Source organism: Blastococcus saxobsidens DD2, assembly GCF_000284015.1.
GTDB classification, from domain to species: domain Bacteria; phylum Actinomycetota; class Actinomycetes; order Mycobacteriales; family Geodermatophilaceae; genus Blastococcus; species Blastococcus saxobsidens_A.
The window spans coordinates 1,901,511-1,920,308 of record NC_016943.1 but is presented as its reverse complement, the minus strand read 5'-3'; the positions used below and the strand labels follow the sequence as shown (position 1 = coordinate 1,920,308).

The following is an 18,798-nucleotide window of genomic DNA, read 5'->3' as shown; positions in this document are numbered from 1 at the left end:
CGGGAACCGGCCGCCGCGCCGTGGAGGCAGGGAGGGAACCGAGATCGATCAGGGGGTGGCGGTGCCGAGCTGGGTGGTGATCTGCTGGAACAGCCCGTTGAGCTGGCCGCCCAGCGTGACGACGGTCGCGATGATCACGGCGGCGATCAGGCCGACCATGAGGCCGTACTCGACGGCGGTGGCGCCCTTCTCCTCCCGCTGCATGCGGGTCTGGGCGAAGGCGATGAGGGTGGCGATGGTGGCGATGGGGTTGATCACGGGGACTCCCTGGGGGTGAGGCCAGCGGGTCCGGGTCGGGTGACCCGGCTTCGTGGCAACAGGGCTTCCATCGGGCCGGATCCGCGAGGCCTTGAGCGTCTCTCGCCGGATCGGATGACGGCGTCCCCCCATCGGAGGGCGGCGCGACAGTGCAGGTCACGCAGAGTGACGGAGTTCCGTTCCGGGAACGGTGCGAAATATGTCGGCCGAGCCGGGAGCCCTCTTGAGTCCTCAGGCGGCGACTGTGCTCGACAGCACAACGAGGGCGGCACCGGCCAGCATCGCCGGGCCGAAGGGCAGCTCGCTGCGCAGGCCGATCCGCCGCAGGGCCAGCAGGGGCAGCACGACCACGGCCTGCAGCACGAAACCCGAGGCGCCCCCGAGCACGACCGCGGTCCAGCCCAGCCAGCCGAGGTAGAGGCCGAGCAGCGCGGCGAGCTTGACGTCACCCATGCCGAGGCCGCTCGGCGCGATCAGGGCGAGGACCAGGAAGGCCAGGAACAGCACCACCGACCCCAGGCCGGCGCGCAGCAACGCGGGCCAGTTCCCGTCCACTGCGACCGGGACGGCCAGCAGAGCCAGGCCGACGACGACGGAGGGGATGATGACCCGGTTGGGCAGCAGCCGGTGCCGCAGGTCGACGACGGCCAGCAGCAGCCCCGCGCCGCCGAGGAAGAGGAAGGCCGGCAGCTCGGCCGACGCGCCGAAGCGCAGGCCCACCAGGCCGAACAGGACCGCGCTGACGAGCTCGAGCACCGGGGGCCGGACGGCGACGGGTCCGGGACCGACCAGCTGCCCCAGCCGAATCTGTGCCGGCCACGGAAAGCGGCCGGCGGCCCGGTTCACCAGATGCCCCACCGGGATCCCTGCGACGGCCGCCATCAGGGCGACGGCGACGGCGCTCACCGGTGCGCTGCTCCCATGACGGTCACGATGACACGACCTCGGTACCGCGCCCAGCAGCGCCTCGCCACTCCGGGTGCCCCCTCCCACCCCTTAGGGTCAGCCGCGTGCGCCGCCTCGATCACGGACCCCGGTGAACGCGGGGCCGCGGCTCGACCGCCGGCTGGGCACCGGGGACGCCGTCGTCATCGGGCTGGGGTCCATGATCGGCGCCGGGGTCTTCGCCGCCTTCGCCCCGGCGGCCCGTGCCGCCGGGACCGGTCTGCTCGTCGGTCTGGCCCTGGCCGCGGTGGTGGCCTACTGCAACGCCACCGCCTCGGCGCAGCTGGCCGCGCAGTACCCGGAGTCCGGCGGCACCTACGTCTACGGCCGCGAGCGCCTGGGCCCCTGGTGGGGCTTCCTCGCCGGCTGGACGTTCGTCGTCGGCAAGACCGCCAGCTGCGCCGCCATGGCCCTCACCTTCGCCGCGTACGCCGTTCCGCCGGCCTGGCAGCGTCCGGCGGCGGTCGCCGCCGTCGTCGCGCTCGTGGCGGTCAACTACCGCGGCCTCACCCGCACGGCCCAGCTGACCCGGGTCCTCCTGGCGGTCGTGCTCGCCGCGCTCGCCGTGGCGGTGGCCGCAGGCCTCTCGGCGGAGACCGCGGACCCCGGCCGGCTGACGGACTGGTCGGCCGGTCCGCACGGCTGGTACGGGGTGCTGCAGTCGGCCGGCCTGCTGTTCTTCGCCTTCGCCGGCTACGCCCGCCTGGCCACCCTCGGTGAAGAGGTGCGCGACCCGGCGCGGACGATCCCCCGGGCCATCCCGCTGGCCCTCGGCATCACCGTCGCCGGCTACGCCGCCGTGGCCGTCACCCTCCTGGTCGCGCTCGGGCCGGAGGGGATCGCCGGGTCCCGGACGCCCGTTGCGGACGCCGTCGCGGCCGGGCCCTGGGACTGGGCTCCGCCGCTGGTCGGCGTCGGCGCGGCGGCGGCCTCGCTCGGTGCGCTGCTGGGGCTGGTCGCCGGGGTGGGGCGGACGGGCCTGGCGATGGCCCGCACCGGTGACCTCCCCCGCTGGCTGGCCGCGGTGCACCCCCGCCACCGGGTGCCGCACCACGCCGAGCTCGCGCTGGGCGCGGTCGTCTGCGCGCTGGTCCTGGCCGCCGACCTGCGCGCGCTGATCGGGTTCTCGTCGTTCGGCGTCCTGCTGTACTACCTGGTCGCGAACGTGGCCGCGTACACCCAGCCGGCCCGTCACCGGCGCTGGCCGCGGGCGCTGCAGGTGGCCGGCGGGGCCGGCTGCGTCGTCCTGGCCGTGACCCTGCCCTGGTCGTCGGTCGTGGTCGGCGTCGCGACACTCGCCGTGGGTGCCGGCCTGCGAGCCCTCCGGCGCCGCCGACCCCCTGCTCCGGCCGGCCACCGCGCGTAGCGACCGCCACTGGCCTCCGTCGCGATCCGCTCGACGGCGCCTCCGGTCGCCCACCGCTGCAACGGGGCTCACTCTCCGTGCGGAACACGCGGAACCGGCCGGAAAGGCCCCGGTGCCGAGCCATACGCGTGAACCGCAACCGGCACGGGCGCGAACGTCGAGTGTCCTCGAGCCACGGTGGCTCAAGCGACACTTTCGCGATAGGAGCGCACCGTGCGCAATCGATCCCTGTTCACCGTCCTGGCCGGCGCAGCACTGCTGCCGGCCCTCGCCATCCCGGCGCTGGCAACCGACGCCCCGACCGACGACCGGCGGGACGCCACGACCTACCAGGCCCGTCTCGACCCGGTCCCACACCACCCGCAGGCCGACGGCGGCTCCGACGTGAGCGGCCACGCCACGCTCGTCGAGGTGGACGGGGAGCTGAAGGTGGAGGTCCGGGCGTACGGCCTCAGCCCCCTGCTCCCCCACCTCATGCACATCCACGGCGAGCTCGAGGCGCAGAACGAGTGTCCCGGCCCGCAGTTCCGGAAGGGCGGGGTGAGTGACCGGTTGATCGAGACCGTGGACGGGCTGCCTTCCTACGGGCCCATCCAGGTCACCTTCAGCACCGAGGGCGACACCAGCCCGGCCGCCGCGCTCAGTCTCGGCACCGCCCCTGTGGCCGACGCTGACGGGAAGCTGGCCTACCAGCGCGTCCTCCTCGACGTCCCGAATGACGTCCTGGACGAGCTCGGCGACCTGCACATCGTGATCCACGGTTCGGACCTGGACGGAGACGGGATGTACGACGCCACACCCCTCACCGCACTCGGCGCGCCCCTGGAGGCCGAGCTCCCGGTCGCCTGCGGTCAGCTGGAGGACGGCGACGGTCAGGCCCGCGGCCACGGCCAGGGCCAGGGCCAGGGCCAGGGCCACGACCACGGAAAGGGACACCACCATGGCTGACGCGCCGGTCACCGCCGGCTCGAGGTGAGTGCGACCGCCCCCTCGTGAACGGGGCCCGCACCTGCCGTGCGGGGCACGCCAGCGGCACCTCCGGGATCTCCCGTCCGGAGGTGCCGCTCCCTCGCTCCCGAACGCGCCGCTGGGGATCGGCGGGTCATTCGCGGGGCACGATCGGCGAGGCTGTGACAGTCTGCCGTCGTGCCAGCGGCTGAGCGCCAGACCGTCCACCAGACCAGCACCGCCCGGACCGCTGCGACCGGCTCCTACCAGGGGCACGGCGTCCATGCTGCTCCGGGGGTGCACGAGTACACCGTCGACCTGGTGCGTGCGGCGCTGCCGGACGGTGGACGGATCCTGGAGGTCGGTGCCGGGTGCGGCGCGCTGGCCTGCCGGCTGCGGGACGCCGGTTACGACGTCGTGCCGACCGACCTGGATCCGCCGCACGACTGGATCCACCGCCTCGACCTCGATGACCCGCAGTGGACCGAGGAGACCCGCGGGCCCTTCGACATGGTGGTCTGCGTCGAGACCCTCGAGCACGTGGAGAACCCGCGCAAGGTGCTGCGCTCGATCAGGTCACTGCTGCGGCCCGGGGACACGCTCGTGGTGAGCACGCCGAACGTGACCCACCCGCACTCCCGGCTGAAGATGTTCCTGCGCGGCGCGCCGTTCATCTTCGGCCCCGGGCACTACCACCAGCCCGGCCACATCACGATCCTTCCCGACTGGATGCTCACCGAGCACGTCCGGCTGGCCGGGTTCGAGCAGGTGACGGTCACGACCGGCGGCAGCACCTGGTTCGAGGGGCCGCGCCGGCTGGTCCACCGGATCGAGATCGCGCTGCTGTGGCTGATCGGGGTGCGCCACCGGGCCGACTCCGGCGAGGGGATCTGCACGTTCGTCACCGCGGTCGCCGCCTGATCGCCGCGGCGACGTCCGACCGTGGATGCGCCAGTCGGCGGATACGGCCCGTACGACGAGGAGCGCCCCCGCCCGATCCCGGGCAGGGGCGCTTCTCGTCGGTCCTGGAACCCTGCGGCCCCGTGGTCGGTTACCGGAACGCCACGTGCGGGTGGTCCATGTGGTTGGCCGTCGGGGATCCACGGTCGGCCATGGCCTGCCACGTCCAACCAGTCCACGGACCGGCGATCCGCTGCCGCCAGATCACGGACTCGACGCCGAGCCGGGCCGCGTTGTCGATCACGTACTGGGCCACGGCGTCACCCTTGGCGCGGTCGGTGTACACCATGAAGTCGGCCGCCCGGCCCTGGGTCGGGGTGTGGCCGGGGCGCGTGAGGATCCTCGAGACGCCGAACCGCTCGGCGACCTCCTGGACGGCCGGTCGGACGTGCGAATCCCAGGCACCGTAGGAACGCGAAGCCGCAGCCGGTGCGGGCGACGCAGCCGGGGCCGGGACGGCCCGGCCCGATCGGGTGGCACGAGGAGGAGCCGCGCTCGGCGCGGCAGCCGGGGCTGCTGCACCGCTGAGGACGAGACGCTGACCGACGCGCAGGACGTTCGGGTTGCCCCCGATGACCTGCCGGTTGAGGGCGTGCAGCTGCTGCCAGGTGGTGCCGTGGCGGGCGGCGATCCTGGCCAGCGTGTCGCCGGAGCGGACGACGTACGTGCCCGAGGCGCTCGGTGCCGACCTGGCGGCGGACGGCGCCGCGCCGGACCCGCCGATGCTGAGCACCTGCCCGACGCGCAGGGCGTTCGGGTTGGCGCCGATCGCGCCGCGGTTGTCGGCGTACACGCTGCGCCACGAGGTGCCGTGGCCGGCCGCGAGCTTGCTGAGGGTGTCGCCGGAACGGACCGTGTGCTCCCCGGTGTGTGCCGCCGCCGGAGCGATGGACCCCAGGGTGACGGCCGATGCTGCTGCGAGGACCACGGCCGGGTAGGCCACGGCCGTCACGGCGCGATTCCGGGTGGGACGACGGTGTCGGCCCAGGGTGCGGTAGCGATTGAGCATGGGTGGTGAGCCTCTCGCCGCCTGCGGAGTTAGCTGTCGGGTTCGGGCGAGAGTTGCCCGGCCGCATGCTGCGGCTTCACCCCGAGGCCCGGAGGGCCACTGATCGGTGGGTCCCCCGCGCCTGCCCGTCGTCTCGACGCCTCCGGTGGCCGTGGGCAGGTTCGGCGGGCGGCCATCCGGGTCCACCGATCGGCGGACGTGCGAAGGCTAGGCAGACGGGGCCGAAGACCAGTAGGTCGTACCCGACCTTTTCCGAGACCCTCCGCGAAGAAGCACGCCGCGTGACCGGTCGTGAGCGCAGCGCCCCGCTTCCCGTGAGCGGGGGCGCTGACACCCGAAGGCCCGATCGGCGGCCGGGGTCACGGGCCGTCGATCGAGCCGGGGCCGGTCCGCGCCGGGCAGGCGATGCCCGCCCGGCGCGGACCGGGTGTGCGATCAGGCCTGGTCGGCGGCCTGGCGACGGCGGTACGCAACCGCACCGGCGGCAGCCGCACCGGCGACGGCGACCGCGCCGATACCCATCGCGGCCTCGTGCTCGATGCCGGCGGTGCTGCCCGCGCCGGTCTCGGCGCCACCGGTGGGCATCTGACCCATCTGGGAGGCGGTGAAGGCACCACAGGCGGCCGGGGCGGTGGCCTCCAGCGGCAGCGACGGGTCGAGCGAGCTCTGACCGGCCTCGGCGTCGTACGTGCCATTGCCGTTCACGTCGATACCGTGCACGACCAGCACCGCGGTACCGGCCGCGAACGACTCCTGCGTGGCCTGGTCGATCGTGAACGTGCGCTCGTAGGTGTAGCTGTCATCCTCGGGGGTCGGGAAGCGGTCGACGGCCAGGCCGCTGTCGGCACTGGTGTCGCCCTCGGTGGTCAGCGAGGAGCCGATCATCCCGTAGAACGGCTGACCATCGGCGGTGGTGATGATGCCGTCGCCGTCCGAGTCGGCGGATGCGGGCGGGCAGACCCCCTCGGCACCGATGTGGAAGTGCTGGGCGTGCGGGGAGCCCGCGAGGACGCCGTTCGCCTCGACGGTGACGGTGGCCTGGTCGCCCTCGAGCGTCACCATGCCCGTACCCGAGACGCCGGAGTCGTTCAGGGCGCCCAGGGTCGTCTGGTAGCTGCCGTCATGGGCCGCCGAGGCAGCGCTCATGGTCAGCAGCGGGAAGGCGGCGGCCGCGATCGCGACGGCGGGGACTGCGAGGGTCTTGCGCATGGAGACTCCTTCGTTGCAGGGGTCATGCCCTCCGTGGTGCGGAAGGCATCGGGCGCGGTTGGGAACCGGCTCCCGCTATGCGACGGCGCGTCGGTGCGCCGTCGGTTATCCGGGTCGGGGAGAACCCGGCGGGGCGGCGCACGGTCGCGGGGACGCGAACGGCTCCCGGTGTGCACCTGGCCTCCATCAGGCCTTCGCACCCCATGCCCGAAGCGGTTCACTTCGAACGCGCACAACCCGATCGGGCGAATGACGTTCTCGTGACACGCCGACCCGACCTGCGGCGACAGGTCGCAGCCGGAGGAGGACGACGGACGAGTCGGCCTGTACGCCGGGTTCTGTCCACGGGCGCCTTGCGGCCTCCCGATGGGCGGTCATCCATCTAGGCCTGCCGTTGCCGGCAGGCTCGAGCGGTCTACCCGCAGGCTCGGGCGGGCCGCCCTCGAACGCCTGCGCAGGACGACGGCGAACCGCCGTCCCTTCTTGACCTAGCTCCGGGTGGGGTTTACCGAGCCACACCGGTCACCCGATGTGCTGGTGGTCTCTTACACCACCGTTTCACCCTTACCAGCGGCGAACCGCTGGCGGTCTGTTCTCTGTGGCACTGTCCCGCGGGTTACCCCGGGTCGCCGTTAACGACCACCCTGCCCTGTGAAGCCCGGACGTTCCTCGGCGACGGGGTCTCCCCCGCCGACGCGACCGCCCAGCCGACTCGTCCGTCGTGCCGGCCAGTCTAGGGGGCGATCATCCCCAGTAGAGCCGGAAGCCGACCCGGCGCCGCCCGTCCTCGATCTGCGTCGACATGTCGACGACCTGACGCGCCTGCTCCTCGACCGGCTCGTCGGACAGCAGCTCCAGGTACCGACGGTGCTCCGACAGCGAGGCGACGGCCTTCTCGACCTGCTCGCTGACGTCCACCTCGTGCGGCGGGTCGGTCATCTCCGCCACGGCGATGTACTGCACGCCGCTCCAGCGCTCCTCGGGCAGGTCCGGGAAGATCCACTCGTTCCCCGCGTCGGCGACGGCATCGAGCACGGACTGGCCGAGCGCCTGGTGATCAGCCGAGTTGAGGTACGCCGGTGACACCCCGGGCGGGGTCCACGTCGGCCCGAAGTAGCCGGTGACGACGAGGTCCGGGCGGTGCCGCCGGATCGCGCCGGCCAGATCCCGCCGCAGGTCCGGCCCGGCCACCAGCAGGCCGTCCCGGTGGTCGAGGAACTGCACCTCGCTCACCCCGACGACGGCGGCCGAGCGCCGCTCCTCTCCCTCGCGCAGCGGCCCCGCCTGCTCCGGGGGCACACCGGCCATCCCGGCCTCACCCCGGGTCGCCAGCAGGTAGTGCACCTCCTTGCCGGCCGCCGTCCACACCGCGACGGCGGCGGCGAGCCCGTACTCGATGTCGTCGGGATGGGCGGCGACGACGAGGGCGCGCTGCCAGTCGTCGGGCATGGGGGCTGGAGGCATGGGCTCGAGTCTGCCGTGACGGCGGACCTCACGCTGCGGTCGCGGACCTCGCGTCCGAGCGCGCGGACGGCCACCACACGGCGAGGACCGCGGCCCCACTGCGACCGCCGTGGCCGAGCCCCTGGCGAGCGGGGGCGGTCGGGGCCAAGGTGTGCAGGCACGGGGGTGTCCTGTCCCACCGCTCGCCAGGAGGCGACCATGAAGGAGCTCACGTGCCGCGACGCCGGATTCGACTGCGACGCAGTGGTCCGCGGGGAATCGGTGGACGACGTCCTGTCCCAGGCGGGGCCGCACGCCAAGGAGGCCCACGGGGTGGACGTGACCCCGGAGATGGCCGGACGGATCCGGACGTTGGTCCGCGACACCTGATCGTTCACGATCGGGACGGCACCGGCGTCGGCTGACTCGCCGCCTGGGGAGTCAGGCCGCTGATGCGGCGTGGGGAAGAGTCCCGGAGCGGCCGGGGGAAGCCGTCCGAGGCGGCAGGGCGGCGGCCACCGGCACACCCTGCGGCGACCGGCAGACAACGGTCAGCGGCCCCGGGCCACCCGGAGGGCGGCCCGCAGCATGGGCACCTGGAAGGGGATGCGGGCCGCGGCCACCGCGAGCTTCACGGGCTGGTGCCGGGTGACCCGCAGGGTCTGCAGGTGTGCGGGCAGCACGCCGAGCAGCAACCCGGCCGTCGCCCAGCCGCCGGCGCGCCGGGTCGCCGGCACCGCCAGCAGTGCCGCGGTGGCCAGTTCGACGACGCCGCTGCCGATCACCCACGGCCGGGCGGGGCCGAGCTCCGGCGGGATCATCCAGTCGTAGACCTGCGGCCGCACCAGGTGGAACACCCCGGCCCCGGTCATCCCGGCCGCCATTCCCAGCGCTCGTGTCTCTGCCCGCATGAGTTCACCGTAGGGTGACCCGTCGTGTCCGCCGCCGACCTGCTCATCGCGGCCGGGGTGGCGCTCGTGGCGGGCGTCGTCAACTCCATCGCCGGCGGCGGCTCGTTGATCCTCTTCCCCACGCTCGTGGCGCTCGGGCTGGGCACCGTGGCGGCGAACGTGACCAACTCCCTGGCCCAGTGGCCGGGGTACCTGGGCGGCGTCGCCGGGTTCCGCGCCGAGTACGCCGGGCAGCGCGGTCGGCTGATCCGCTTCGGCGCGGTGGCGGTGCTCGGCGGCCTCGTCGGCAGCGTCCTGCTGCTGACCACGCCGTCGGAGGCCTTCGACGACGTCGTCCCGGTGCTCGTGTTCCTGGCCAGCCTGCTGCTGGCCGTGCAGCCACTGCTCACCCGGCAGCTGGCCGGCGAGCTCGCCGGCGGCGCCGGACGCGACCCGGGCTGGCTGTACGCCGCACTCTTCCTCGCCACCGTGTACGGCGGCTACTTCGGCGGCGCGCTCGGGGTCATCCTGGTGGGCGTCCTGGGCGTGGGCCTGCACGGGCTCAAGCTGGCGAACGCGCTGAAGTCGGCGCTGTCGGCGGTCACCGCCACGGTGACGCTGGTGGTCTTCGGCATCTTCGGCCCGGTGCACTGGGGCGTCGTCGCCGTCGCCGCGCCGGCCAGCCTGCTCGGCGGTTTCCTCGGCGCCCGGATCGCCACGCGCATCCCCGTGACCCCGCTGCGGGTGGTCATCGTGACGTTCGGCGTCGCCGTCTCCGTGTACCTGTTCGTCCGGGTCTAGGCAGGTCGCCGTGGAGCGGGGGCCGGCAGCTGGGAGCGGTGCTGTCCGGAGGACAGCCATGTCCTAGCGCAGGTGCGCGGTGTCGTTCACCAGCCGCACCGAGGCGCGGCCGTCGGAGGTCCAGGCCACGGTGCACAGCGACGCCGCTTCCAGGAACACCCGGTGGACGACGTCGTCGCCCACGCCGAGCCCGGCCGCGAGCAGCAGCTTGATCGGCGTGACGTGGCTGACCAGCAGCACGGTCTTCCCGGCGTGCCGGGTCAGCACACGGTGCCGCGCACCGGCCACCCGTGCGCTGACGTCGGCGATGGACTCCCCGCCGGGTGCCGCGACGGTGACCTCGCCCATGAACCGGCGCACCGCCAGCGGGTGCCGGGCCCGGGCCTCGTCGAAGGTGAGCCCCTCGAGGTCGCCGAAGTCCAGCTCCACCAGCTCGTCGTCGAACTCGACCGGCAGCCCCAGTGCGGCGGCCACGATCTCGGCGGTCTCCCGGGTCCGGCGCAGCGGGGAGGCGACGACCACCTCGATGCCCAGCGCGGCGGCGCGCACCCCGGCCGCCTCCGCCTCGACCCGCCCGGTAAGGGACAGCGGCAGGTCGTTGCGGCCGCTGAACCGGCGCTCGGGGGTGTGCTCGGTCTGCCCGTGGCGCAGCAGGTGGGTGACGGTGGTGACCACGGGCGCCGGCTGGTGGACCGGCTGGACGTCGTCCTCGGCCGCCGAGGGCTCGGCCGCGAGGTCGCGGTGGACCGGCTTGCCGTCCATCGCGCTGTTCGCCAGCGCATCGGCGGCGCCGTTCTGCGCCCGCGGCACCCAGGTGTAGCGGACGCCGCCCAGCTTGCGGGCGATCTGCTGGGCCTGCAGCGCCAGCTGCTGCATGTCCGGGTGCTTGATCTTCCAGCGCCCCGACATCTGCTCGACCACGAGCTTGGAGTCCATGCGTACCTCGACCTGCGCGGAGGGGTCGAGGTCGAGCGCCGCCTGCAGGCCGGCCACCAGGCCGCCGTACTCGGCGACGTTGTTCGTCGCCCGGCCGACCGAGGCGGCCCGCTCGGCCAGGACCCGCCCGGTCTGCGCGTCCCGCACCAGCGCGCCGTAGCCGGCCGGCCCCGGGTTGCCCCGCGAGCCGCCGTCCGCCTCGACGACGAACCGGGGGCTCACAGTCCTGACTCGGCCGTACGCACCAGGATCCGGCCGCAGTTCTCGCAGCGGACCACCTCGTGCGGGTCGGCGTTGCGCACCGCGGCCAGCTCCCGGCCGTTCAGCTCGATCCGGCACCCCTGGCACTGCCGGGACGTGAGCATCGCCGCGCCGGTGGTGCCGGTCTGCGTGCGGATCCGGTCGTAGAGGGCCAGCAACGGCGCCGAGATGCCCCCGGCGACGGCTGCTCGGGCAGCCTCGTGCCGCGTCGTGCCGTCGGCGATGTCGGCCAGCGCGTCGCCGCGCAGCTGCTCGGCCCGCTCGAGCGCGGCACGCGCCTCGTCCCGGCCCGCCTGCGCCTCCCGGAGCGCGGCCTCGGCGGTCTCCAGGCTCTCCATCAGCTCGAGCTCCTGGTCCTCCAGGTCCGACTGACGACGCGCCAGTGACTGCAGCTCGTGCTGCAGGTCGGTCATCTGCTTGGCCGAGACGCTGCCGGAGTCGAGCAGCCTCTGGTCCTTGGTCGCACGCGCCCGCACGGTCTCGACGTCGGCCTCCAGCCGCTTCACCTCACGCTGCAGGTCCCGCGCCGCGGTCTCGGCCCGGACGGCGTCGTCGGCCAGCGCCCGTTCCGCCTGGGTGGCGGACTCGACGGCGGCGGCCTCCGGCAACGTCCGCCTGCGGTGCGCGAGCTGGGTCAGCGCGACGTCCTCCGCCGCCAGCTCCAGAAGCTTCTGCTGCTCGAAATGGTCGGCCTTCACGCGCTCAACCTACCTGCGCACCACCCTCGCCCCGCTCGGGTGAGCCGCCGGGTGCCCGGCTTCCCGGAGGGCCAGTTCCGCTTCCACCGCGGCGACGGCCGCGGCGGGGGCCGGGAGCCGGCCGGAGGCGAGCACCGCGCCGTCGACGATCAGCGACTCGACCGCCATCCCGGCGCGCACCGAACGCCGGAGCGCCGGGCCGCGCAGGCCCCGCCGGCGGCCGGCGCGCACCAGCTCCGGCACCAGCCACAGCCAGTTCGACGGCGAGACGATCTCGACGGCGACGTCGCCCGGCAGCGCCGCGCGCAGGGCGCGGTACACCGGGGCGACGCCGTCGTCGCTCTCGTCCCGCGGTGCGTGGCAGTGCGAGCCGCCCTCGTCGAACGGCCGCACGTCGCCGCTGCAGCACCCGCCGGAGGCAGCGACGTCGCGGGGGCCGCGGACGAGGACGACCCGCGAGGTCACCGGCGGTCGTCCCCGTCGGCTCCACCCAGCGGGACGTCGGAGGTCGCCTCGTCGGGGTTGGCCCGGGCGACGACGGACTCCCGCCCGGTGCCCGTGCCGTCGACGGGCACCGCGGGCCGCTCCCGCCGGGCCTTGACCAGGGCCAGGGTCGCTTCCACGATCAGCCAGATCGCCAGGACGAAGATCAGCGCGTCCAGCGGCGCCAGGACCCACTGCTCCGCCTCGACGAAGTTCCGCAGGTTGAGGATCAGTGCCCAGGTCGTCATGATCAGCAGGAACACCAGCGGGATGATCGCGGCGAGCGGGTTGCGTCCGCGGCGGGTGACCCACACCGCGATCACCGACAGCGCCAGTCCGGCGGTGAGCTGGTTCGTCGTCCCGAACAGCTGCCACAGGACGCCGAACGTGTAGCCGGCCTCGCCTTCACCCGGGATCAGCGCCATGGCGAGCGGGATGAGGACGGCGATGGTCGTCGCCACGGTGAGGTTGCGGGCGAGCACGCGGATGTTGAGCTGCTCGCCGATCTCCTGCACCAGGTAGCGCTGCAGCCGGACGCCGGTGTCCATCGTGGTCGCGGCGAAGCTGATGACGACGACCGCGGCGAAGGTGGTCGCGAGATCCAGCGGGATCGCCAGGTTGTTGGCGAACTGCGCCACGCCGTTGACGAAGTTGCCCGCCGCGCCGCCGGAGGCGGTCGCGAAGTCGGCGTAGAGCGCGTCCCACTCGGCCTGCGAGGCCGCGACGCCGGCCGTGGCCGCGAGCACCGCGCCGGTGGCCAGCGAGCCCTCGCCCACCGCCCCCATGTACCCGACGTACCGGGCGTCGGTCTCCTTGTCCAGCTGCTTGGACGTGGTGCCCGAGGAGACGAGTGAATGGAACCCGGACACCGCGCCGCAGGCCACGGTGATGAACAGGAACGGGAAGAAGCTCGGCGACCCCTCCGGCACGTCGTTGATCACCGGCGCCTGGATGGTGTTCATGCCGACGATCACGCCGAGCGCGATGACGCCGAGGGCGATGAACAGCTGGTGGCTGTTGATGTAGTCGCGCGGCTGCAGCAGCATCCAGACCGGGATGCGCGAGGCCGCCCAGGTGTAGATGAACAGCAGGACGACCCAGACGTTGCGGGTCTGCTCGACACCCAGCGCCTCGGCCAGACCGTCGAGGGAGATCGGGAACGCCTGGCCGACGAGGATCAGCGCGTACAGGATGATCACGCCGACGATCGACGGGATCAGCGCCGACGAGCGCGTCTTGTAGATGTACTGCCCGATCGCCATGGCCATCGGGATCTCGACCACGATCGGGATGACCGCCGCGGGGTTGGCCACGAACAGGTTGCCGATGACGACGGCGAAGACCGCGTTCACCAGGGTGAGCAGGAAGAAGATGATGATCATGAACAGCATGCGCGCGCGGCCGTTGATCACGTCACCGGCCAGCGTGCCGATGCTCTTCGCCTTGTGCCGGACCGAGACCGCCAGCGCCCCGAAGTCGTGCACCCCGGCGGCGAAGATGGTGCCGAGCACGATCCAGGTCAGCGCCGGGCCCCAGCCCCAGAAGACCGCGATGGCCGGGCCGACGATCGGGGCCGCGCCGGCCACCGAGGTGAAGTGGTGGCCGAACAGCACGTGCTTGTTCGTCGGCACGAAGTCGTTGCCGTCGTTGAACTCGTGCGCCGGCGTGACGAACGCCGGATCGAGCGCGTAGACGCTCCTGGCCAGATAGCTGGAGTAGTAGCGGTAGCCGAGGAAGAACAGCACCCCGACCACGGCAGCCACGACGAAGGCGGGCACAGCGGCTCCCTGGTCCGAGGGCGGCTCCGTCGCCGCCGTCCGAGGGGAGTAGACAACCAGGCGATGGACGCCACAAGTGTTGCAGCCGCAGTTCGCTCGGCGGGCGTAGCCGAACTGTTATGGCGGACGCCGGAGGGGCCGCCGGCGGCCATCGGCGTCGTCCCCCTGCTCCTGGGCGGGAAGCCGACGGTCGCGCTGCCCTGGGCGCACGTGGAGACCGCCCGTGCGGCCGCGGCGAGCGGCGCGGCGGCGCTCGTTCTCTCCGATCCCCGGCTCGCCGGCTCCCGGTGGGCCCCGCTGGTGGCCGCCGGCCGCCTCACCCTCGTCGAGGACGGCGACGGCAGCCTGTTCTCCGAGGAGCTGCTGGACCAGGAACTCCGCAAGCACCCGCCGGCGCGGGCCCTGGCGGACTCCCCCATGCTGCGCCGCGAGCACTGGTGGTACCTCCCGCGCCTGGTGCTCGTGCTCGAGCCCGCCGACGTCGTCCCGTGCGGGCGCCGCGACGGGCCCGCGGACGCCGTCCTGGGCGTCGACGACGGTGGACTGCACGTCCGCACCGTCGGGGTCCCCGACTGGGACGCCGATCCCCTGCCGGTGCTCGACGGGCCTCCGGATGCCTCCGGCCCGGCAGTGTTGATCGGCCAGGAGCTGTCGGTGCCCGATGTCGAGCGCTGGACGGTGCACACCACCACCGGCCGGTACGCCGACGGCCGGCTGACCGCGGTCCGGCCCGCCGCCACCCGCGAGCTGGAGCCGGTGCCGGGGCTGTTCGCCCGGATGCGCCGTCAGCGGAGCCTGGAACGCGCCTGCGTCCAGGCGCTGAAGGCCGCCGGCCACGGATAGACCGGACCCTCACCCGGGCGCGTCCGCCCGGTGGCTCCACGGATCGGTCCGCCGGGTCGAGACGGCGACCGCCACCCGGCCGCCGAGGTCCCCGCGCAGGACCTCGGCGGCGACCGGCAGCCACGGCCACTCGGAGGCGTAGTGCGCCACGTCGCACAGCGCCGGGCCGGGCACCTCCAGGGCGTCGGACACCGGGTGGTGCTTCAGGTCGCTGGTGAGCAGCACGTCGGCGCCGGCGGCGGCCGCCGCACCGAGCAGTGAGCCGCCGCTGCCGCCGCAGACCGCGACCGTGCGGACGATCCGGTCCGGATCGCCGGCGGTCCGCACCCCGCCGGCGGTGGCCGGCAGCGCCGCGGCGGCCCGCCCCGCGAACTCCCGGAGGGTCATCGGCTCCGGCAGCCGGCCGACCCGCCCCAGGCCCGCCCGGGGATCGTCCGGGACCGGTTGGAGGGGAACGGCGTCGACGAGCCCGAGGACGCCGGCCAGCGCGGCGTTCACCCCGGAGTCGGGCGCGCGGTCGGCGTTGGTGTGGGCGACGAACAGCGCGGCGCCGGCCCGCACCAGCCGGTGCACCAGCCGGCCCTTGGGGTCGTCGGCCGGCACCCCGTGGACGGGCGTGAGGAACAGCGGGTGGTGGGTGACCAGCAGCTGCGCGCCGGTCTCGACCACCTCGTCGACGACGGCCGCCGTGGGGTCGACGGCGAAGACCACCCGCCGCACCTCCTCCGCCGGGTCGCCGCACACCAGGCCGACGGCGTCCCAGCTCTCGGCGAGCGCGGGGTCGTAGCGGGCGTCGAGGGCGGCGAGGACCTTCCCGAGCTGCACGGTCACGACTCCGCAGGGTAGGCGGAGGGTCCCGACGACCGATCCGGCGGAGTGACAAGCTTCCGGGGTGGCGGACCAGCAGCGTCGGGAACGGGCGCTGCGGGCCCCGGCGTGGCTCGAGGAGCTGGTGCGCACCACGCCGCCACCGGTGCCGTGGCGGGACGTCGCCCGCTTCGCCGTCGCCATCCCCGGCCCGCTGGTGCTCGCGGTCCTCCTCGGCGGGCTCGACTCCCGCGTCGCCCTCGGCGCGGGCGTCTTCGGGACCATGGGGGCGCTCGCGGCGAGCCTGGCGCCGCAGCCCGGGCCGCTGCGCGACCGCATGCGCCGCATCGGCGCGGCCACCGCCTTCGGCATGCTGGGCCTGCTCGCCGGCCAGTACGCCAGCGGCGGCGGGTGGGAGCCCGTCGTCGTCATCGCCGCCCTCTCGGGGTTCGCCGCGCTGGTCAGCGCCGTCAACGCGGCCTTCTCCCTCGGCGCCCTCCAGCTGCTGATCTACACGGCACTGGCCTCCGGGCTGGTCACCCCGCTGCCAGCCGCCGTGGAGGTCGGCTTCTTCCTGTGCGGGGCGGGATGGGCGACGCTCATCGCGCTCGTGCAGGCGCGCACCGATCCCCTGGATCCCGACCGTGCCGCGGTGGCGGCCGTGTTCACCCGCATCGCCGAGCTGCTCGCCGCCGTCGGCACCGACAGCGCACCCGCGGCGCGCCGGGCCCTCACCACTGCGCTCAACGCCGCCTACGACCGGGTGATCCGCAGCCGGAGCCGGTCCCCCGGTCTCAGCCGCGAGCTGTCCGAGCTGGCCGGCGTCCTGAACGCCGCGGCCCCGCTGGTGGAGGGCGCCGTCGCCGCCGCCCGCGCCGGGGTACCGGCCGACCCGTGCGACGTGTCCGCCGGGCATGCCTTCGCCGCCGCCCTGACCGGCAGCGGCGAGCTGAGCAGCGAGCGGCCGCGCCCGCTCCAGGGCGGCCACCCGTCGATGCGGGCCGTCCGCCACGGCGTGCGGCTGGTGTGGAACGTCGTCGGGGATCCGGAGGAACGGGCGAGCGCGGCCGCCCCCTCGCCGGCGCCCAGCCCGCGGGCACGCCTGAGGGAGGTGGTCGACCGCACCCTCGGCAGCCGTGACACCCGCAGCTTCGCCGTCCGGCTCTCGCTGTGCATGACCGTGGCCGAGATCGTCCGTCAGTACCTGCCCATCGAGCGCCCGTACTGGGTGCTGCTCACCGTCGCCATCATCCTGAAGCCGGACTTCGGCTCGGTCTTCACCCGGGCCGTGCAGCGCGGCGTCGGCACGCTCCTCGGGGTGCTGCTGGGCTCGGCGCTGCTGGTCGTGCTGCCCCACGACGCCTGGGTGCTTGCCGCGCTCACGGTCTCGGCGGCCGTGCTGCCGTGGGCCCGCGACACGAACTTCGGGATGTTCTCCGTCTTCCAGACGCCGCTGATCATCCTGCTGCTCGACCTCGCGCTGCCGAGCGAACCGGGGCTGGTCGCTGCGCGCCTGCTGGACACGCTGGTCGGCTGCGCGATCGTGCTCGTGTTCGGCTACCTGCTCTGGCCGCAGACCTGGCGGGCGCCGCTGGACGAGGCCCTCCGGGATGCGGTGCTGGCCCTCGATGCCTTCGTCGACGCCGCGTTCACGGGCGGCCCGGTCGAGCGCCGCCGCGCCCGCCGGCGGAACTACCGCGCGCTCACCGAACTGCAGACCCAGCTGCAGCGGCGGCTGGCCGAGCCCCCTCCGATCAGCACCCGTGCGGCCGCCTGGTGGCCGGTGATCGTGCAGCTGGAGCGCACCTCCGACGCGGTCACCGAGGCGGTGATCGCCACCCGCGGCGGCGAGCCGGCCCCCGACCCGGCGCAGGTCGCGGTGCTGCGCCGGGCGATCCGCCGGTTGGAGGACGACGTCCGGACCCCGGGGGCCGTCGACGACGCCGAGCTGCACGCCGAGGGCGTGCTCGCCCCCGTGGCCCGCGAGGTGGACGCCGCCCGCCGGCTGGTCCGCGAGGCCGCGCCCGGCCGCCGCACCGGGCACCGAGCCGCTCCCCCGGTTGCGCCCGGCGGCACCGCCCTCTGGGATGGCCCCGTGCCGAAGGACCCGCCGCCGCTGACCCTGCCCCCGCTCGACGGGCCGCCCCCACCCGGGTCCCGGACGGTGACCACCGACGACGGCGTCGACCTGCACGTGGAGTTCGACGGCCCCGCCGGGGGCGGTGGGGCGGGCGGAGACACGGATGCACCGCTGACCGTCGTCCTCTGCCACGGGTTCACCGCCCGGCTGGCGGAGTGGGAGGTGCAGCGGGAAGCGCTGCGCGGCCGGGCCCGCCTGGTGCTGTGGGACCAGCGCGGCCACGGTCGCTCCGGCTGGACGCCGCTCACCCGGGCCACGATCGACCGGACCGGGCAGGACCTGGGCCAGGTGCTCGACGCCGTCGTCCCCAGCGGGCCGGTCGTGCTCGCCGGGCACTCCATGGGCGGCATGAGCATCCTGGCGCTCGCCCGGCAGCGTCCGGAGCTGTTCGGCACCCGCGTCGTCGGTGCGTTGCTCCTGGCCACCTCCGCCGGCGGGCTGGTCGACACCGGCCCGGCCGGGTTCCTCGTGAAGACGGGCCGCCGGCTGGGTCTGCTGTCGCTGTACCTCCGGCTGCTCCAGCTGCTGGCGCCGTTCCTGGAGCGGCGGCGCCGGCGGGACACATGGCTCGGCCGCCGGGCCATCCGCCGGCTGCTGTTCGGCCGGGACGACGCCGACCCACGCAGCGTGCGCATGGTCCAGCGGTTGCTCGAGGAGACCCCGCTGCCGGTGACGATGGCGTTCTACGCGACGTTCCTCGACCACGACGAGACCGCCGCCCTGCCGGTGCTGCGCCGGGTGCCGGTCACGGTCGTGGCCGGGACCCACGACCGGCTCACTCCCGCCGCCCACGGCCGCCGGATCGCCGAGGCGATCGGGGCGGACGCCGAGCTGGTGGTGGTGCCGGGGGCCGGTCACAGCGTCAACCTCACCCGCCGGGCCGTGGTCGACCGCGCCCTCCTCGACCTGCTCGACCGCGTGGAGCACCGGACGCGGAAGGCCGGTTGACGGCCCGGATCCCGGGCACCCCAGGATGTGGTCGCGACCACACGACCGGTCTGCGCGTACTGCGCGACACACATA

At 74.2% G+C, this 18,798-nt stretch carries 18 protein-coding genes, 1 other RNA gene and 1 riboswitch; of the genes, 7 read left to right on the top strand and 12 right to left on the bottom strand.

Annotated features, from left to right (window positions below; all coding sequences use genetic code 11):
- Nucleotides 1-48: 48 nt before the first annotated feature.
- Both BLASA_RS25555 and BLASA_RS09010 read right to left on the bottom strand, forming a co-directional pair.
- Nucleotides 49-258 (bottom strand): Flp family type IVb pilin, encoded by a 210-nt coding sequence (locus BLASA_RS25555; RefSeq protein ID WP_014375803.1) that lies wholly within the window; start codon nt 256-258, stop codon nt 49-51.
- A gap of 231 nt (nt 259-489) precedes the next feature.
- Complete coding sequence (locus tag BLASA_RS09010) at nt 490-1,164, bottom strand: prepilin peptidase (RefSeq protein WP_014375802.1); 675 nt, start codon at nt 1,162-1,164, stop codon at nt 490-492.
- Nucleotides 1,165-1,294: 130 nt separating this feature from the next.
- Between BLASA_RS09010 and BLASA_RS09005 the strand changes: the two genes are divergently transcribed.
- The 3 genes from BLASA_RS09005 (at nt 1,295) to BLASA_RS08995 (ending at nt 4,438) form a co-directional block, all read left to right on the top strand.
- Entirely contained in the window at nt 1,295-2,569 is a 1,275-nt protein-coding gene (locus BLASA_RS09005; RefSeq protein ID WP_014375801.1) for an APC family permease, read from the top strand.
- 213 nt (nt 2,570-2,782) lie between these two features.
- Entirely contained in the window at nt 2,783-3,517 is a 735-nt protein-coding gene (locus BLASA_RS09000; protein WP_014375800.1) for a hypothetical protein, read from the top strand.
- A gap of 198 nt (nt 3,518-3,715) precedes the next feature.
- Nucleotides 3,716-4,438: a class I SAM-dependent methyltransferase gene (locus BLASA_RS08995; RefSeq protein ID WP_014375799.1), complete on the top strand. Its 723-nt coding sequence runs from the start codon at nt 3,716-3,718 to the stop codon at nt 4,436-4,438.
- 130 nt (nt 4,439-4,568) lie between these two features.
- Here the strand turns inward: BLASA_RS08995 and BLASA_RS23415 are convergent, their stop codons facing one another.
- The 4 genes from BLASA_RS23415 to BLASA_RS08975 all read right to left on the bottom strand — a co-directional run bounded on the left by BLASA_RS23415 (nt 4,569) and on the right by BLASA_RS08975 (nt 8,159).
- Entirely contained in the window at nt 4,569-5,429 is an 861-nt protein-coding gene (locus tag BLASA_RS23415) for a LysM peptidoglycan-binding domain-containing protein (RefSeq protein WP_051004930.1), read from the bottom strand.
- Nucleotides 5,430-5,492: 63 nt separating this feature from the next.
- Nucleotides 5,493-5,635: riboswitch (cyclic di-AMP (ydaO/yuaA leader) on the bottom strand.
- A gap of 286 nt (nt 5,636-5,921) precedes the next feature.
- Nucleotides 5,922-6,695, bottom strand: a complete 774-nt coding sequence (locus tag BLASA_RS08980) for a hypothetical protein (RefSeq protein WP_014375796.1) — start codon at nt 6,693-6,695, stop codon at nt 5,922-5,924.
- Between the two features lie 311 nt (nt 6,696-7,006).
- Nucleotides 7,007-7,410: RNase P RNA component class A (rnpB, locus tag BLASA_RS23855), an RNA gene on the bottom strand.
- Nucleotides 7,411-7,439: 29 nt separating this feature from the next.
- Nucleotides 7,440-8,159: a PIG-L deacetylase family protein gene (locus BLASA_RS08975; protein WP_014375794.1), complete on the bottom strand. Its 720-nt coding sequence runs from the start codon at nt 8,157-8,159 to the stop codon at nt 7,440-7,442.
- 198 nt (nt 8,160-8,357) lie between these two features.
- Here BLASA_RS08975 and BLASA_RS24185 point away from each other — a divergent pair, with 198 nt between their 5' ends.
- Nucleotides 8,358-8,528 (top strand): DUF1059 domain-containing protein, encoded by a 171-nt coding sequence (locus BLASA_RS24185; protein WP_014375793.1) that lies wholly within the window; start codon nt 8,358-8,360, stop codon nt 8,526-8,528.
- Nucleotides 8,529-8,689: 161 nt separating this feature from the next.
- Here BLASA_RS24185 and BLASA_RS08970 read toward each other — a convergent pair whose 3' ends face one another.
- Nucleotides 8,690-9,049, bottom strand: coding sequence for a MauE/DoxX family redox-associated membrane protein (locus BLASA_RS08970; protein ID WP_041775689.1), 360 nt, complete (start codon nt 9,047-9,049; stop codon nt 8,690-8,692).
- A 24-nt stretch (nt 9,050-9,073) separates the two neighbouring features.
- On the opposite strand from BLASA_RS08970, the gene BLASA_RS08965 reads away from it, so the two are divergent.
- A complete protein-coding gene (locus BLASA_RS08965; RefSeq protein WP_014375791.1) occupies nt 9,074-9,829 on the top strand; it encodes a sulfite exporter TauE/SafE family protein in 756 nt (251 codons plus the stop codon).
- 63 nt (nt 9,830-9,892) lie between these two features.
- Here BLASA_RS08965 and BLASA_RS08960 read toward each other — a convergent pair whose 3' ends face one another.
- The 4 genes from BLASA_RS08960 to BLASA_RS08945 are packed head-to-tail and all read right to left on the bottom strand — an operon-like array spanning nt 9,893 to nt 13,985.
- Nucleotides 9,893-10,987 carry a bifunctional RNase H/acid phosphatase gene (locus tag BLASA_RS08960; RefSeq protein WP_014375790.1) on the bottom strand — a complete coding sequence of 365 codons (1,095 nt, stop codon included), beginning with the start codon at nt 10,985-10,987 and terminating at the stop codon, nt 9,893-9,895.
- Entirely contained in the window at nt 10,984-11,724 is a 741-nt protein-coding gene (locus BLASA_RS08955) for a zinc ribbon domain-containing protein (protein ID WP_014375789.1), read from the bottom strand. Before BLASA_RS08955 ends, BLASA_RS08960 begins: the two co-directional genes overlap by 4 nt.
- A gap of 9 nt (nt 11,725-11,733) precedes the next feature.
- A complete protein-coding gene (locus BLASA_RS23410; protein ID WP_014375788.1) occupies nt 11,734-12,189 on the bottom strand; it encodes a hypothetical protein in 456 nt (151 codons plus the stop codon).
- Nucleotides 12,186-13,985 (bottom strand): carbon starvation protein A, encoded by a 1,800-nt coding sequence (locus BLASA_RS08945; protein WP_014375787.1) that lies wholly within the window; start codon nt 13,983-13,985, stop codon nt 12,186-12,188. The genes BLASA_RS23410 and BLASA_RS08945 overlap by 4 nt, the downstream gene beginning before the upstream one ends.
- A 63-nt stretch (nt 13,986-14,048) precedes the next feature.
- On the opposite strand from BLASA_RS08945, the gene BLASA_RS08940 reads away from it, so the two are divergent.
- Nucleotides 14,049-14,828, top strand: a complete 780-nt coding sequence (locus BLASA_RS08940; RefSeq protein ID WP_014375786.1) for a hypothetical protein — start codon at nt 14,049-14,051, stop codon at nt 14,826-14,828.
- Between the two features lie 9 nt (nt 14,829-14,837).
- Here the strand turns inward: BLASA_RS08940 and BLASA_RS08935 are convergent, their stop codons facing one another.
- On the bottom strand, nt 14,838-15,659 hold the full coding sequence (locus tag BLASA_RS08935) for a Nif3-like dinuclear metal center hexameric protein (RefSeq protein ID WP_014375785.1): 822 nt from the start codon (nt 15,657-15,659) through the stop codon (nt 14,838-14,840).
- Nucleotides 15,660-15,720: 61 nt separating this feature from the next.
- Between BLASA_RS08935 and BLASA_RS08930 the strand changes: the two genes are divergently transcribed.
- Nucleotides 15,721-18,723 carry an alpha/beta fold hydrolase gene (locus BLASA_RS08930; RefSeq protein ID WP_014375784.1) on the top strand — a complete coding sequence of 1,001 codons (3,003 nt, stop codon included), beginning with the start codon at nt 15,721-15,723 and terminating at the stop codon, nt 18,721-18,723.
- Nucleotides 18,724-18,798: the final 75 nt, after the last annotated feature.

What these genes read in the sequence shown, in the direction of transcription:
- BLASA_RS08980 (WP_014375796.1), bottom strand. Translation starts at nt 6,695, where the DNA reads ATGCGCAAGACCCTCGCAGTCCCCGCCGTCGCGATCGCGGCCGCCGCC.
- BLASA_RS08975 (WP_014375794.1), bottom strand. Translation starts at nt 8,159, where the DNA reads ATGCCTCCAGCCCCCATGCCCGACGACTGGCAGCGCGCCCTCGTCGTC.
- BLASA_RS24185 (WP_014375793.1), top strand. Translation starts at nt 8,358, where the DNA reads ATGAAGGAGCTCACGTGCCGCGACGCCGGATTCGACTGCGACGCAGTG.
- BLASA_RS08970 (WP_041775689.1), bottom strand. Translation starts at nt 9,049, where the DNA reads ATGCGGGCAGAGACACGAGCGCTGGGAATGGCGGCCGGGATGACCGGG.
- BLASA_RS08940 (WP_014375786.1), top strand. Translation starts at nt 14,049, where the DNA reads ATGGACGCCACAAGTGTTGCAGCCGCAGTTCGCTCGGCGGGCGTAGCC.